Annotated in this window: 14 protein-coding genes; 11 read left to right on the top strand and 3 right to left on the bottom strand. The window is 42.9% G+C overall.

What is annotated here, in order from left to right:
• The first annotated feature begins 235 nt into the window (after positions 1–235).
• The 8 genes from MHN30_RS23820 (at position 236) to MHN30_RS10960 (ending at position 6,539) form a co-directional block, all read left to right on the top strand.
• Positions 236–367 (top strand): hypothetical protein, encoded by a 132-nt coding sequence (locus MHN30_RS23820; RefSeq protein WP_275446621.1) that lies wholly within the window; start codon positions 236–238, stop codon positions 365–367.
• 91 nt (positions 368–458) lie between these two features.
• Positions 459–1,301 carry an alpha/beta hydrolase gene (locus MHN30_RS10990; protein ID WP_239359584.1) on the top strand — a complete coding sequence of 281 codons (843 nt, stop codon included), beginning with the start codon at positions 459–461 and terminating at the stop codon, positions 1,299–1,301.
• Positions 1,302–1,364: 63 nt separating this feature from the next.
• Entirely contained in the window at positions 1,365–1,754 is a 390-nt protein-coding gene (locus tag MHN30_RS10985; protein WP_239359583.1) for a hypothetical protein, read from the top strand.
• A 3-nt stretch (positions 1,755–1,757) separates the two neighbouring features.
• Complete coding sequence (locus MHN30_RS10980) at positions 1,758–2,402, top strand: DUF6058 family natural product biosynthesis protein (RefSeq protein ID WP_239359582.1); 645 nt, start codon at positions 1,758–1,760, stop codon at positions 2,400–2,402.
• Positions 2,403–2,519: 117 nt separating this feature from the next.
• Complete coding sequence (locus tag MHN30_RS10975; protein ID WP_239359581.1) at positions 2,520–3,650, top strand: DJ-1/PfpI family protein; 1,131 nt, start codon at positions 2,520–2,522, stop codon at positions 3,648–3,650.
• Positions 3,643–4,554: an alpha/beta fold hydrolase gene (locus MHN30_RS10970; RefSeq protein WP_239359580.1), complete on the top strand. Its 912-nt coding sequence runs from the start codon at positions 3,643–3,645 to the stop codon at positions 4,552–4,554. The genes MHN30_RS10975 and MHN30_RS10970 overlap by 8 nt, the downstream gene beginning before the upstream one ends.
• Positions 4,554–5,255: a response regulator transcription factor gene (locus tag MHN30_RS10965; protein ID WP_239359578.1), complete on the top strand. Its 702-nt coding sequence runs from the start codon at positions 4,554–4,556 to the stop codon at positions 5,253–5,255. Before MHN30_RS10970 ends, MHN30_RS10965 begins: the two co-directional genes overlap by 1 nt.
• Positions 5,256–5,276: 21 nt before the next feature.
• A complete protein-coding gene (locus MHN30_RS10960; protein ID WP_239359577.1) occupies positions 5,277–6,539 on the top strand; it encodes a HAMP domain-containing sensor histidine kinase in 1,263 nt (420 codons plus the stop codon).
• Positions 6,540–6,620: 81 nt separating this feature from the next.
• Here MHN30_RS10960 and MHN30_RS10955 read toward each other — a convergent pair whose 3' ends face one another.
• A complete protein-coding gene (locus tag MHN30_RS10955; protein ID WP_239359576.1) occupies positions 6,621–7,316 on the bottom strand; it encodes a hypothetical protein in 696 nt (231 codons plus the stop codon).
• 259 nt (positions 7,317–7,575) lie between these two features.
• Between MHN30_RS10955 and MHN30_RS10950 the strand changes: the two genes are divergently transcribed.
• Positions 7,576–8,427: a GNAT family N-acetyltransferase gene (locus tag MHN30_RS10950; protein ID WP_239359575.1), complete on the top strand. Its 852-nt coding sequence runs from the start codon at positions 7,576–7,578 to the stop codon at positions 8,425–8,427.
• Between the two features lie 6 nt (positions 8,428–8,433).
• Here the strand turns inward: MHN30_RS10950 and MHN30_RS10945 are convergent, their stop codons facing one another.
• Entirely contained in the window at positions 8,434–9,330 is an 897-nt protein-coding gene (locus MHN30_RS10945; protein ID WP_239359573.1) for a LysR family transcriptional regulator, read from the bottom strand.
• Between the two features lie 109 nt (positions 9,331–9,439).
• On the opposite strand from MHN30_RS10945, the gene MHN30_RS10940 reads away from it, so the two are divergent.
• Positions 9,440–10,195: an SDR family oxidoreductase gene (locus tag MHN30_RS10940; protein ID WP_239359571.1), complete on the top strand. Its 756-nt coding sequence runs from the start codon at positions 9,440–9,442 to the stop codon at positions 10,193–10,195.
• Positions 10,196–10,219: 24 nt separating this feature from the next.
• Here MHN30_RS10940 and MHN30_RS23900 read toward each other — a convergent pair whose 3' ends face one another.
• Entirely contained in the window at positions 10,220–11,779 is a 1,560-nt protein-coding gene (locus MHN30_RS23900; RefSeq protein ID WP_239359569.1) for an ATP-binding protein, read from the bottom strand.
• A 159-nt stretch (positions 11,780–11,938) separates the two neighbouring features.
• Between MHN30_RS23900 and MHN30_RS10930 the strand changes: the two genes are divergently transcribed.
• Entirely contained in the window at positions 11,939–12,319 is a 381-nt protein-coding gene (locus MHN30_RS10930; RefSeq protein ID WP_010371797.1) for a BlaI/MecI/CopY family transcriptional regulator, read from the top strand.
• Positions 12,320–12,321: the final 2 nt, after the last annotated feature.

The raw sequence follows: 12,321 nt of genomic DNA, 5'->3' as shown, positions 1-12,321 counted from the left end.
CAGTGCGCCATCAATGGCGGCTACTCACTGAGTGATAGGTCTCATTAATTTTCGCGCATTAGACACAAATAGAAAGTCTCAGTCTAATGAGTTATTTTGCTCGTCAAGAGTGACAAATCTTTCCCTTAGTTTAGTTGCGCTATAACGTGAATTAAGTGAGTGTAAACAAGGAGTAGTAAATTCTACTCTCGGGTTTTTTAAGCTAACGTTTCATCAAAACGCAAGGTTTGCATCGATGACAATCAATATTATTTATATCGCTTTGCTCGGTGTGCCTTTGCTTATTTTAGACGTTAAGCTTAGTCGTCGAGAAGGTGGTATCTTGTTTATGGGTTATGTAGCTTATTTCATTTATACGTTGAGTTAATAAGGTTTCAGAAGTTTCTGAAACTTTATTGCGTTTATCGAGTAAACTAATTTAGTATGTTATTGGGAAAACTTAAAAATGAGAAAGGACAATGAAAACAATAACATCAGCAGTACTCGGACTCGTCGCTTACAGTTCAGTGGCCAGCGCCAACCAATCAGTTCATGAACACGATTATCAATATGTGGAAATAAACGGCAATAAACTTGCCTATGCTTGCAAAGGAGAGGGCGAAACAACGGCACTTTTACTTGCTGGAATGGGCCTTGATGCTCATGAAACCTACAAAAACACCATTCATAACATAAATCCAAAAGGCTATCGCTTATGTTTTTATGATAGAGCGGGCACCGGAAAAAGCACTTTTGCGAAGCCTCGAGTACGGACTATGTTGGAGCTTACACAAGAGCTTGAGGCATTCACTCAAGCCACTAAAATGGATAATTTGGTACTTGTACCTCACTCTTTTGGTGGTTTTGTTGCAAGAGCCTATGCCAACCGAAACCCTGAAAAAGTGAAAGGGATGGTACTTATTGATATCGCTCATGAGTCTTGGTATCACAATATGAAAAGTAAGATGTCCAAAGAAGCATGGAAGATAATGGATTGGATCATCAACTGGGAGCGAGATACTCATTCATTAGAAGATTTGGAAGAAGCTTCTGCCCATACAGAGATGTACAATATCAACCGGAAAATGCCAATTACTATACTGTCACGTGGGATCCCTCATGTTTCTATTCGCTCTACTGGTATGAGTTATGCCGATGTTGATGTTTATACTCAAACTTCAAAAGACTCCCAAATAAAGCTGCAAGAAATTGGCGATAATGTTACGCCCATTACCATGAAATATGCGTCTCACCTGTTTGATGAAACAGACCCATTTATTGCCATCAAATATATTGAAGAAATGGTGAAAAAGGTACAATAATATTTTTTACGCAAAGGGTTAGGGGTTATACTGCTGCTAACCCAACTAACAATAATAAAAGCAATGTTCTCTCATCACATAATTAGTTCAAAAATCACGACTTTCTTAGTAGCTGCAGCCGGTTTTGCAGGGGTGGTATTGTCAGTACTGGGTGTATTTAACCATCCGGAATTGACGTTAATCCTAGACTTTACAGCAAGCTTTTTATGCTTGATGGTCGCGTATAAGTTATATCAAAAACAACTCAGGGCCTTAAGTTGGGCAGCGGTGCTCGGCGCGCTCATGTCCATTGGCATAGTCGTCGATGATACGCTAATCCAATTTTCATCAGGGCTGCTATTAACGGTTCAGTTGAACCTAGAAACCATAGCGGTAAACATCAACTTGCTTGGCTTGATAATCATCGCGACTGCGCTCACGGCAAAAATAAAGCTAACAAATGTAAAGGAATAATCAATGGAGCTACTTACCTATCTGCAGACGCATTTTATTACCAAAGAGACTTTGCTACGCGAGTCGCAGTTATCCCATCTTGAATTGGCTACGTTAATTGAAAAGCGTTTGATGCCAAAAGCCGCCTATAAGTTAGCATTAAAGCTTGAATGTGATTCTTTCTTTGGCGAGCACAGTGATGAAAGCTGCCTAGAATTTTATCCGCAAGGCACTTTAGTGTGGCTTGGTGCTGTGTTGCAAGTAACGGATGAAGCACAAGCCTTTGCACTCTTTAGTAAACGTTATAAAAACCAACTGCATAGATTAAAAGCGCAAGGCTTTAATCCGCGAGATGCAAAACTGAATAACAACATCGATGCACACTTAGAAAGTGAATGGCAACATTTCCTTGGCGGTATCTACGGGCTTTGTACTAAAACGGGTTTACCTGAAGATATTGCAAATAAAGAAGCCGCTATCGTTATCATCAATGAGTATTTAGCACGAGATGAACATTTGAGCCCAGATGAACTAACCAACCTTCACCAAGTGGTTGATTTATTGGATGAGGCCAGTGCCTTATTTGCGCCTCATGAGCGTGAACGTAGCTCACGCAAGCGCTTAATCGACGACGTAAGAGCAAAATTTCCAAAGCCTTTAACATCATAATTAACTGTTTTTCGCTTTTTAAATCATGTGAATTGACTTCACATCCATTTCACACCTGTCCGCATAAAGTGTCTGTAACAAAACAACACAAGGGTCAACAGGCCCGAGGACAGGATGATGAACAAATCACTATTAACCTTATCTCTCGTTGCTGCCTTATCAGCAACTTCAATCAATGCGGTTGCGCAAGATAAAAATACACCTCATGTGCTCATGGTGCTCAGTAGTTATGGCGAAATGGGGGCTGATGGCTCTTTAAGCAAACCTGGATTTGAATTTGACGAGCTCAGTAAAGCGTATGCCGTGTTCAAACAAAATGGCATAAAAGTCACGTTAGCCTCGCCAAAGGGCGGTGAACCACTGGCCGATAAGTTCGATAAGAACAAACCTTACAATCAAGCATACAGTAACGATACGACTGCGATGGTGCAGCTTAAAAACACTAAAAGACTGAGTGAGTTAGAGCCCTCACAATACGATGCTGTATTTGTGGTTGGGGGCAAAGGCCCAATGTTCGACTTGCATGACTCCAAGCCGTTACAGGCGATTATTCGTGATATCTACGTTAACAACGGCGTGATTGGTGCGGTTTGTCATGGTCCTGCTGCATTGGTGGATGTAAAGCTTGAAAATGGAGAGTACTTAATCGCTGGCAAGCGAGTAAATGGCTTTACCAACGAAGAAGAAGCAGCGTTTGGTAAAAAGTGGACCAAACAGTTTCCATTCCTACTTGAAGATAAACTCATTGAGCGTGGAGCATCGTTTGTGCAAGACGGGTTGATGTTGAATCAGGTCAGTATTGACGGTCAATTGATCACAGGGCAAAACCCTTTTTCTACGGTAGACACTGCTAAAGCGATGGTTGCGGCGCTAGGTCTGACGGTAAGCGAGTTACCGCGATTCAAAGACGATGAAAGTATTTTGCTGGTAGAGCAATTCTTTTCAGATAGTAGCAAAGCGAAGGCACGTTATTTAGCGGATAAGGCATCATTTGATCCTATGTTGCTCGGGATCTCTGGTTTATATCAAGCGCAGCATGCGCAAACTGCTCATCAACTTGCCGTGGCCGTTGAGTTGATGCAATTAACCCTTGCAGATATCGATCACCCCATGTTGTACGAAGCGCTAGTAAATGCACAGCTCAAACTAAATGATGTATCTGGCGCAAAATCCACAATAAAAGCAGCGCTTAAAAAGCACGGTACGGCGGAGAGTTTGATTGCACTAAAAGAGAAAGTTTATGGTTAAGCAAAACTGGAGAAAAGCAATGTTAGTAGTGACTGGAATTATCGCGGGCGTTGCCGCTGTTTGGTATGCAGTATTTGGATTAAAGCCATACAGCGTTACGCCAGAGGAATTAACGCAAATATATAGCTATGAGCAAAAGGCGGTGGAGGTAAAGCTATCGCCGCTCGAGGGCAATCAATTTTCACTCGAATACATTAGTTTTGACGGTGATAAAGTGAATGGCCAAATCATTTACCCCACTAATTACGATGCTAGTAAACCAATGCCTATCATGGTGGGTGTCCATGCGATGGCTCGTAGTTATGTGCGTTGGATGCAGGAGAGTTTTAGAGGATATGATACGTTTGAGCAAACCGATGAACTTACCAAAATGGCACTAGCAAACGGGTATGCCGTGGTGGCCATTGATTCAAGAAATCATGGTAAGCGTAAAGATCTCGAACATGGTATTTTTAAAATAATGGATGATTTAGATTGGTGGGGCAAGCGCGAACCGTACGAAAAGTTAATTATTGATTCGGTAAAGGATCACAGGGTACTGCTTGATTGGATTGCAACTCAACCGCAATTTGATCAAGACCAAATCAGTGTTGCGGGATATAGCATGGGAGGTCAAATCAGTTTAATTCTAGCAGCGCTGGATAAGCGAGTAGATAATGTATTATCAATTGTGCCGCCTTACCTGACTAACGCGGTGGCACGAGTGGCGATTAAAAACTTTGCGACGGCAGTTGATTCTCCCAAGGTGTGGTTGGTCTCGGCGGATGACGATGAATACACAAGCGAGCGTGAAAATAAAGCATTATTCGAAGCCATTGCGAGTGTACAAAAACATCATGTAGTCATTGAAGGCGGACATCTCTTGCCTGAAGGCTACTACAAAAAACTACAAGGCTGGTATTAATGAAAACAAGCTCACAACTCAATATTTTAGTGATTGAAGATAACACCGCGATTGCAAGTAATATAGCCGATTACTTTGATATGCAGGGACATAATATGGACTTTGCCTATACGGGAGAGCAGGGTTGTGAGCTTGCATTAGCGCAATATTTTGATTGTATTATTTTGGATATTATGCTGCCAGATATTGAAGGGCTAGAGGTCTGTCAGCGATTAAGGCTTCAAGCCGACAGGCATATTCCCATCATCATGTTAACTGCTCGAGATACCTTGGACGATAAATTAGCAGGATTTGCGCAGGGTGCGGATGACTACCTCACCAAACCTTTTTCACTAGAGGAGCTCGCCGCGCGAGTCAGCGCATTAACTTGCCGATTAAATCCCACATCTGCTGCAAGAACGCTTAGTGTAGGGGACGCAGACAAACAGGTTACGCTCAACTATCAAAATCAAACAGTAACGCGGGGTGAGACTGCACTCGTGTTACCGCCAATCTTGTTCAATATTCTTAAAATTTTGATGGAAAGTTACCCTCGAGCGGTGTCAAAGAGTGAGCTTGTTGAGCGTATTTGGGGCGAGGAGGGCACTGACTCGGATTCTTTACGGTCACACATCTACCAATTACGCAAAGCGGTAGATAAGCCATTTCCAACTGCCATTATTAAAACCATTCACAGCGTTGGTTTAGTGCTGGATTTATAGCTGAAATAGCAATTGAGTAAAATGAAAACAAAACAACTAAGAAACCGCATCATCACTTATTTTGTCTCTATCGTCGTGTTGCTCAGTGTATTATTTTCACTGATCACTTTGCTTTTTAGCTACATCATAGAAGACAGCTTTTTTTATCAAATTTTAGAGGATGAAAGAAAGCAGATAGCGCTTCAAATCGTCAATAACGAGACACCAAAAGCACATTTTGACTTCGTTACATTTCATCCTACAACCGACACTTTACCCGCGGTGGTAAGAACGCTACTCGCTGAGGAACCAAACCGCAAAGAGTTTAGCGCTGAGGCGGGTAAACATTATCATATCGCCTTTCTAAACAAGGATGACCGTGAACAAGGCATATTGCTTGCTGAAGTAAGCGGCCATCTTGTAGTGCGCGAACTGCGAGGCTTAATGCTTGGTTTTTCACTGACCCTATTGGCGATTGGATTAGTGATCGCGTTATTGTTAGCACTCGGAACGGTAAAGCTGGCAAAGAAACTACTTAAACCTTTGGATGAGCTTATGGTAATTGTAGACGGGAGTCCCGTTGAAAACCTACCGACCAATTTTGCATCTCAGTTTTCGCAAAATGAAATTGGTAAATTTGCACAAACGCTAGAATCGGCCCTTGCTCGCATTCGAGCATTCGTTGAGCGTGAACGCCAATTTACCAGAGATATTTCCCATGAATTGAGAACACCTGTGACCATTTCCCAAGGGGCGGTTAGTTTACTCAACCACACTGAGTTAAACAGTAAACAGCAAGAGCTGGTGGCAAGGATAGCGGAATCTGACCTGCAGATGCAGCTAACACTAGAGGCGCTACTTGCCCTTGCCCGGGAAAAAGCCGATACACCGGAGCAGACTAATTTACAATCCGTGATTGAAGCTTGCATTATTAATAACCAAGCGCTGTTTGAGCATAAAGTCCTAAGTATTGACTTACCCGGCAATGTATTTGTTCCTATGGCCGCACAGGAGCTAAGATTAGTGGTGCAAAACCTGTTACAGAACGCTGTACATCATAGCCAAGGTGAGCAAATTCATATTCGTTACAGAGATAATACACTAACGATTGCGGATAATGGTCAAGGGTTACCAGAGATCTTTACGGCAAACGAGCAAGCCTTTGAGTCTGGCATGCGGGGTCCTAATAGTTTAGGTACAGGCATTGGCTTATCGCTAGTAAAGCGTCTTTGTGAGAAGTTTTCTGTAGAGGTGATGATTGAAAGTGGCGAAACGGGTGTATCGGTTCACTTAAAGTTTGCTTAGGGTCGTTGTTGACCTGACCCAACACACAATGAAAAGGCACGGTGACTTCCGTTATCGTGCCTTGAGATAATTTAATTGAACTTAAGAAAACTCAGCGATAACCAATACTCTCTTGTGTTTAGCACTATAAAAAACAATCCCTTCGCCACCGCCCTCAAAATAAGTGGAGAAGCAGAAGGTGCCAAGGTAGGCAAAATCTACGTCATGCTCTTCATCAAAAAAGCCAATTTCACGAGTGGAGTAGTGGCTGTAGTTCTCGCCACTTTGCTCATCCATAGCGTCAAAATAGCGCGTTTCATCATCGCCTTCTTCATCCCACAAATAGGCGTCCCAATTGCAACCGAGTATGGGTTGCCCACCGAATTCAAATAGCGGAACGCTTTCATCGTTTTCGTCAAGGGAGTAGTTAAGTCGTTGATGTTTGGCGTAGAAGCTGGCTGCTTGCTGATAGTATTCGCTATAGTCTTCAAAATCCACCTTCTCTTCACTTAGATTGTCAACATTGTGAGCGTCAACTTGCCACCCATTGTCTGTCAGTGAGTAGGAGATATAAGGAAGGTCGCCATCAAAAATCTCCATAGAAATCGGTAATGCGATAAGTACATTATCATCGCTGTTTACGTCTAACTTTGAATAGGCAAGTAGTCCTATTGGTAATAGCTGATTGTCATTAAACGCGACATCTTGGCTACTCGGGAATGGCTTGTAAAAATCAGTCGCTTGTAACACTTTTGTCGCAGGGCATGCGAGCGCCGAATCTTTAATGTAGAGGGCCATAAAACAACTCCTTTTTATGGTTTATTTTTTGGTAATTAATGCGTTAGGCTTGTATTTGGTGCACACCATATAGCGATGCGTGTGGAAAATCAATCAGTGTAATAATTGTTCGGGCGTTAGCGTGCCTGTCCTTTATATTTGTTCATGTCCTTTATATTTGCTCCAAATTTGTGGCTTATTATGCCTATGATAGGGCCATTGCAGTGCAGGATTGTCCGCTATAATACAAACTACATCAGGTGAGGAAAGTAGACACGCCATGGAAAATAGAGCATTTAAAATAAAAGTAATGGACCCAACTGAATTAGAAACTGCAGCAAAGTGGGCTCTGCAAGAAGGGTGGAACCCTGGGCTTAGCGACGCACAGTGCTACTATCAGGCCGATCCAAATGGCTTTTTAATTGGCTATCTAGGCGATGAGCCTATCGCATCGATTTCGGTGGTTAAGTACGATGATTCATTTGGTTTTTTAGGCTTTTATATTGTTAAACCAGAATATCGAGGTCAGGGTTATGGGATGCAGATTTGGGAGGCTGGACTTCAATATTTAGCTGGTTGTAACGTCGCACTGGATGGAGTGGTCGCGCAGCAAGAGAATTACAAAAAATCGGGTTTTAAGCTCGCCTATCGTAATATTCGCTACGAAGGTGTGGGTGGTGGCGAAGCGCCAGATAGCACAAACTTAGTGGCACTTGAAAGATTACCAATAGAAGAGGTCATTGCGTACGACAGTGCGTTTTTCCCAGCAAAAAGAGTAGCCTTTGTTGATGCTTGGATTAACCAGCCAAACTGCCACGCTTTAGGCATTAAACAGGATGACACTCTTGTAGCCATTGGTGTGATCCGCCCTTGTCACGTCGGCTATAAAATAGGACCTCTTTATGCTGATAACGTAGAACTTGCAGAGACACTCTTCTTAGCGCTTAGGTCCAAGGTATCAGCAACTGAGGCCATTTATTTGGATGTGCCAGAAGTAAATGCAGCTGCTGTTGCGCTTACACAAAAGTACAAGATGTCGCTTTCTTTTGAAACCGCGAGAATGTACACCGCTGAACGCCCAGATTTGCCATTAACGCGAGTGTTCGGGGTAACTTCGTTTGAAATTGGTTAGTTTGATTCAATCGAAGCGGTATTGCTGATAGGTTGAAGTCAATAGCTCAACAAACTCCCGTACCTTTGCGGGAGTATATTGCTTCGACAAGTACAGTGCGTGAATAGGATAACTTTCATCGTGTAGTTCAGGTAGTAGCTGTACACAATTGCCCATAGCTAATTCATCTTGAAATGCCCATAGCGGCCCGTAATGCACACCAAGGCCAGCGTTTACCCAATTTTTTAGCACTGCAACACTGTTGGCGATGAGTTTACCACTTACCGTAACGGCTTCACGGTGCAGGCCTTTACCGAGAATGAGCTGATCACCAAGTTTAGGTTTATTGTAAAAGATAAAATCCAGTTTGCTTAAATCGCTAAAGCGTTGCGGTTGTCCCATGCGTTCAATATACGATTTAGAGGCCACCAAGACCCGTGGTACATGGCCTAGTTGTCGACAAATCAAGGAGGAATCATCCAGTTTGCCAATCCTAATTGCAATATCGATTTGTTTAGCCTTGAGATCTTCAAAATGACTGCCGAGCAGTAACTCGATATTGAGATCTGGATAGGTGGTTATCATGGTTTGTACCACAGGAGCAATGAAGCGCTCAGCGAAGTCGTGTGGAGCTGCAACCCTCAATGTCCCAGAAGGTACTGCTGAGGTGCCTGAAATCGATTCTTCTAATTCCCTTTTTTCATCTAGTAATTGCTTTACGCCTTTATAGTACTCAAGACCAACTTCGGTTGCGGCCGTTTGCTTAGTGGAGCGCTGTAAAAGTTTTACTCCTAATCGACTTTCTAAGTTTGCGAGCTTTCGGCTTACCGAGGAGGGATCGGTACCTATCACTTCAGCCGCAGATTTGAGGCTGCCAGATTCAACGGTAAGAACAAACAAATCTTCTTCAGTAATCGATTTCATAGCGGATGTAAAAAATGCAATTAGTAAATGACTAAAATCACTATACCTGTATCCCCTTCACCTAGCTACACTAAAAGTCGATTGAATATTTCAAGTAGGAGAAATAGGTATGTCTAAGCAATTAACAGGTAAGGTTGCGTTTATCACAGGGTCAGCCAAAAATATGGGCAAGGATTTTGCCATAGCGCTGGCAAAGCAAGGCGCTGATCTTGTTATTCACTATCATAGTGAGCATTCTAAACCACAAGCACTTGAAACCCAGAAGGAAGTTGAAGCGCTGGGTGTTAGGACGACGCTAGTACACGGAGATGTCAGCAATAAAGCGCAGGTAATGAATATATTTGAGCATATTATTAGTGAGTTTGGCGGCGTAGATATCGTTATCAATAATGCCGGTACTATCAGCAAAAAACCGTTTGTTGAGTATAGCGAGGAAGATTTTGACAGGCTATTTGGGATCAACTGTAAAGGGGCATTTTTTGTGATGCAAGAAGCCGCTAAACATATTCGTGATAACGGTCGGATCATTAATATGGGCACTTCGCTGCTGGCAGCATTTACTGGAAATTATGCGCTCTATGCTGGCTCAAAAGCACCACTTGAGCATTTCACCCGTGCGCTAGCAAAGGAAATCGGACATCGAGGAGTGACCGTCAATACCATCGCACCAGGTCCAATTGACACTGACTTTTTCCATGGCGAAGAAAACGAGCAAACCGTTAATTATTTGCAGTCTGCAAGTGTAATGAACCGACTAGGGCAAGTAGACGATATTACCCCTGCGGTGCTTTATCTTGCGTCGGAGCAATCACGCTGGACGACTGGGCAAACTTTGTTTGTTAACGGAGGCTTTGTCACTCGTTAAGTATGCTATGAGGGCACAAGTTGGTTAGGCGGTTTGTGCCAACGTTTTGTTCGCCAACAAGATGGTAAACGTTGTGCCATTTCCGGCTTTGGAATTGACTTTTAAGTCACCTTCTAAATGTTTTTTGACGAGATTATAGGTGACGGAAAGTCCAAGCCCGGCATGACCATGTTGGCGAGCTGTGGTGTAAAAGGGCTCAAAGATCCGGTTTAGGACCTCATTACTCATACCGACGCCTTCGTCTTTGACTCGAATAAATATTTTATTGTCAGTGATCTCTAAACGAACAGCGGCAAACGGCTGGGTGTCGCTATCATTACTAAAACCATGCACTCGGGCATTCTCTAGCAGCTGCAACAAGATTTGCTGTAGCGCCTTAACGTTGATTTTGACCAGTTGTTCCAGTTTTCCTGTTGCGCTAAATTCAACGCGCATCTTTAACTGGAAACGGGCCGTTTGTTCGCAATAATCGCGAATAACGGCTTCTAGGTCGACAAGTTGCTCGACGTCAGTTTCTTGCTCTGCGGAGATATTCTTGAACTCTTGTACTAGCTTTGCCGTTTTGCCGAGATTTCGCTCTGCGATAGACAACCCAGAATCCAATGCTGCCATAATTTCTAAAAACTCAGCGTGCGACAAACGCTGCGCTTTCATGCCGGTTTCCATCACATCCACTTGCTCTTGGCAGGATGACACTGCGGTAATCGAAACGCCAAGTGGGGTATTTACCTCGTGAGCCAATCCCGAAACTAAACTACCTAGGCTCGATAATTTTTCCGCCTCTACCAGTTGCTGGTGGATCACATGAATGTGGCTAAGGAGCTGATTGATGGCAAGGCTAACATCAGTCAATTCATTGTGGTTATCAATGTCGATACGTTTTTCGAGACTCGAGCTCTCAATAATGTGATTGATTTGCGAGCGAATATGATTGATTGGATGTTGAATAGAGCGATATAAAGCTAAGCCAACGGCGATTAAGCTCACCAATACAATCCCAGAAAAAATAATGAGCAACAACTTTAGTTGGCTAAATTGTTGCTCGGTTTGCTCCACAATACTGAGTGCGACGTCATTTTGTACCTCGGTGAGTGCTTGTAGTGACGCAGTTAACGGATCGAACTTTTCATAAAGTGCAGTAACAAACTGATTTTGTGGAATCGCTAAAAATGTCCCTTGATTTATCGCGCTTTGGAGCGTGGCAATATGCGTAAATACGGCCTGCATTTGGAACTCAATGAGTTCAACTTTGACTTGCTCCGCCGTCACCAAATATGTGTTTAGATAGCTTTGCCACGCGTCGTTCATGACCCGAGTAGCATCTGCTATTTGCATCAACACCTCGTCTTGGGAGACCAGCCCTGCACGATACTTATGAAGTATGTCGACAATCTGAATCGCACCGTGATCTGATACTTTTTTTATTTGAATAAGCGGCACAACACGATCGGCGTATAGAGATTCTACTTCTGACTCAAGGTGAGCGTAACGGTTAAAAGCATATCCAAGCAATAAGGCAAGCGCAATGACGGGAAACACAATTAGCAGCCATAATTTATGGCGAATATTAATTAGCTCTAGCACTACAGATAACTCATTTTTTGCATATCAACTTGAAGTATAAGTGCTGTTGATAATGTCGCCATTTTTCGTGGTGAAAATTAAAAAAAGCACGATGTGCGACTTGTGTCGCACTTTTTTGTTTGTTAATGTGTGACATGTGTCGCAGTTGTGAGAAAAACAATGAAACCTAACTCAACCGAACTAATCGTTTTAAAGATCCTTTGGCGTGAACAGCCAAGAACGGGTAAAGAAATTCACACAGAAATAGGATCAAAGCTCAGCTGGAGCTACTCATCAACTCGAAAAACTCTTGAGAGAATGTGTGAAAAGGGTTATCTCGCCGAGCAAATGCAAGGCAATAAAAAAATATACTCAGCTGTCCTTGCTAAGGTACCGACTCTCGCACTTTATGCCCAAGAGTTTGCAAAGCAAATCATGGAGTTGGATGAGCCTCTGCCAATCGCTATGTTTTCAGATAGTAAGTTAATTGCAGCGGATGAATTAGATGAATTAGAAGCCATGTTAGATGAGTTAGCTAAGACGCAAGGTGATAAAGAGTAAGG

Source organism: Pseudoalteromonas sp. OF7H-1 (assembly GCF_022347825.1).
GTDB classification, from domain to species: domain Bacteria; phylum Pseudomonadota; class Gammaproteobacteria; order Enterobacterales; family Alteromonadaceae; genus Pseudoalteromonas; species Pseudoalteromonas maricaloris.
The sequence above is the reverse complement of the archived record's forward strand: the minus strand, read 5'-3'. Positions and strand labels throughout refer to the sequence as shown.

Coding starts and splice junctions, on each gene's coding strand:
- MHN30_RS10970 (WP_239359580.1), top strand. CDS start 3,643: ATGGTTAAGCAAAACTGGAGAAAAGCAATGTTAGTAGTGACTGGAATT.
- MHN30_RS10985 (WP_239359583.1), top strand. CDS start 1,365: ATGTTCTCTCATCACATAATTAGTTCAAAAATCACGACTTTCTTAGTA.
- MHN30_RS10965 (WP_239359578.1), top strand. CDS start 4,554: ATGAAAACAAGCTCACAACTCAATATTTTAGTGATTGAAGATAACACC.
- MHN30_RS10945 (WP_239359573.1), bottom strand. CDS start 9,330: ATGAAATCGATTACTGAAGAAGATTTGTTTGTTCTTACCGTTGAATCT.
- MHN30_RS10930 (WP_010371797.1), top strand. CDS start 11,939: ATGAAACCTAACTCAACCGAACTAATCGTTTTAAAGATCCTTTGGCGT.
- MHN30_RS10960 (WP_239359577.1), top strand. CDS start 5,277: ATGAAAACAAAACAACTAAGAAACCGCATCATCACTTATTTTGTCTCT.
- MHN30_RS10955 (WP_239359576.1), bottom strand. CDS start 7,316: ATGGCCCTCTACATTAAAGATTCGGCGCTCGCATGCCCTGCGACAAAA.
- MHN30_RS10990 (WP_239359584.1), top strand. CDS start 459: ATGAAAACAATAACATCAGCAGTACTCGGACTCGTCGCTTACAGTTCA.
- MHN30_RS23820 (WP_275446621.1), top strand. CDS start 236: ATGACAATCAATATTATTTATATCGCTTTGCTCGGTGTGCCTTTGCTT.
- MHN30_RS10975 (WP_239359581.1), top strand. CDS start 2,520: ATGAACAAATCACTATTAACCTTATCTCTCGTTGCTGCCTTATCAGCA.
- MHN30_RS10940 (WP_239359571.1), top strand. CDS start 9,440: ATGTCTAAGCAATTAACAGGTAAGGTTGCGTTTATCACAGGGTCAGCC.
- MHN30_RS10980 (WP_239359582.1), top strand. CDS start 1,758: ATGGAGCTACTTACCTATCTGCAGACGCATTTTATTACCAAAGAGACT.
- MHN30_RS10950 (WP_239359575.1), top strand. CDS start 7,576: ATGGAAAATAGAGCATTTAAAATAAAAGTAATGGACCCAACTGAATTA.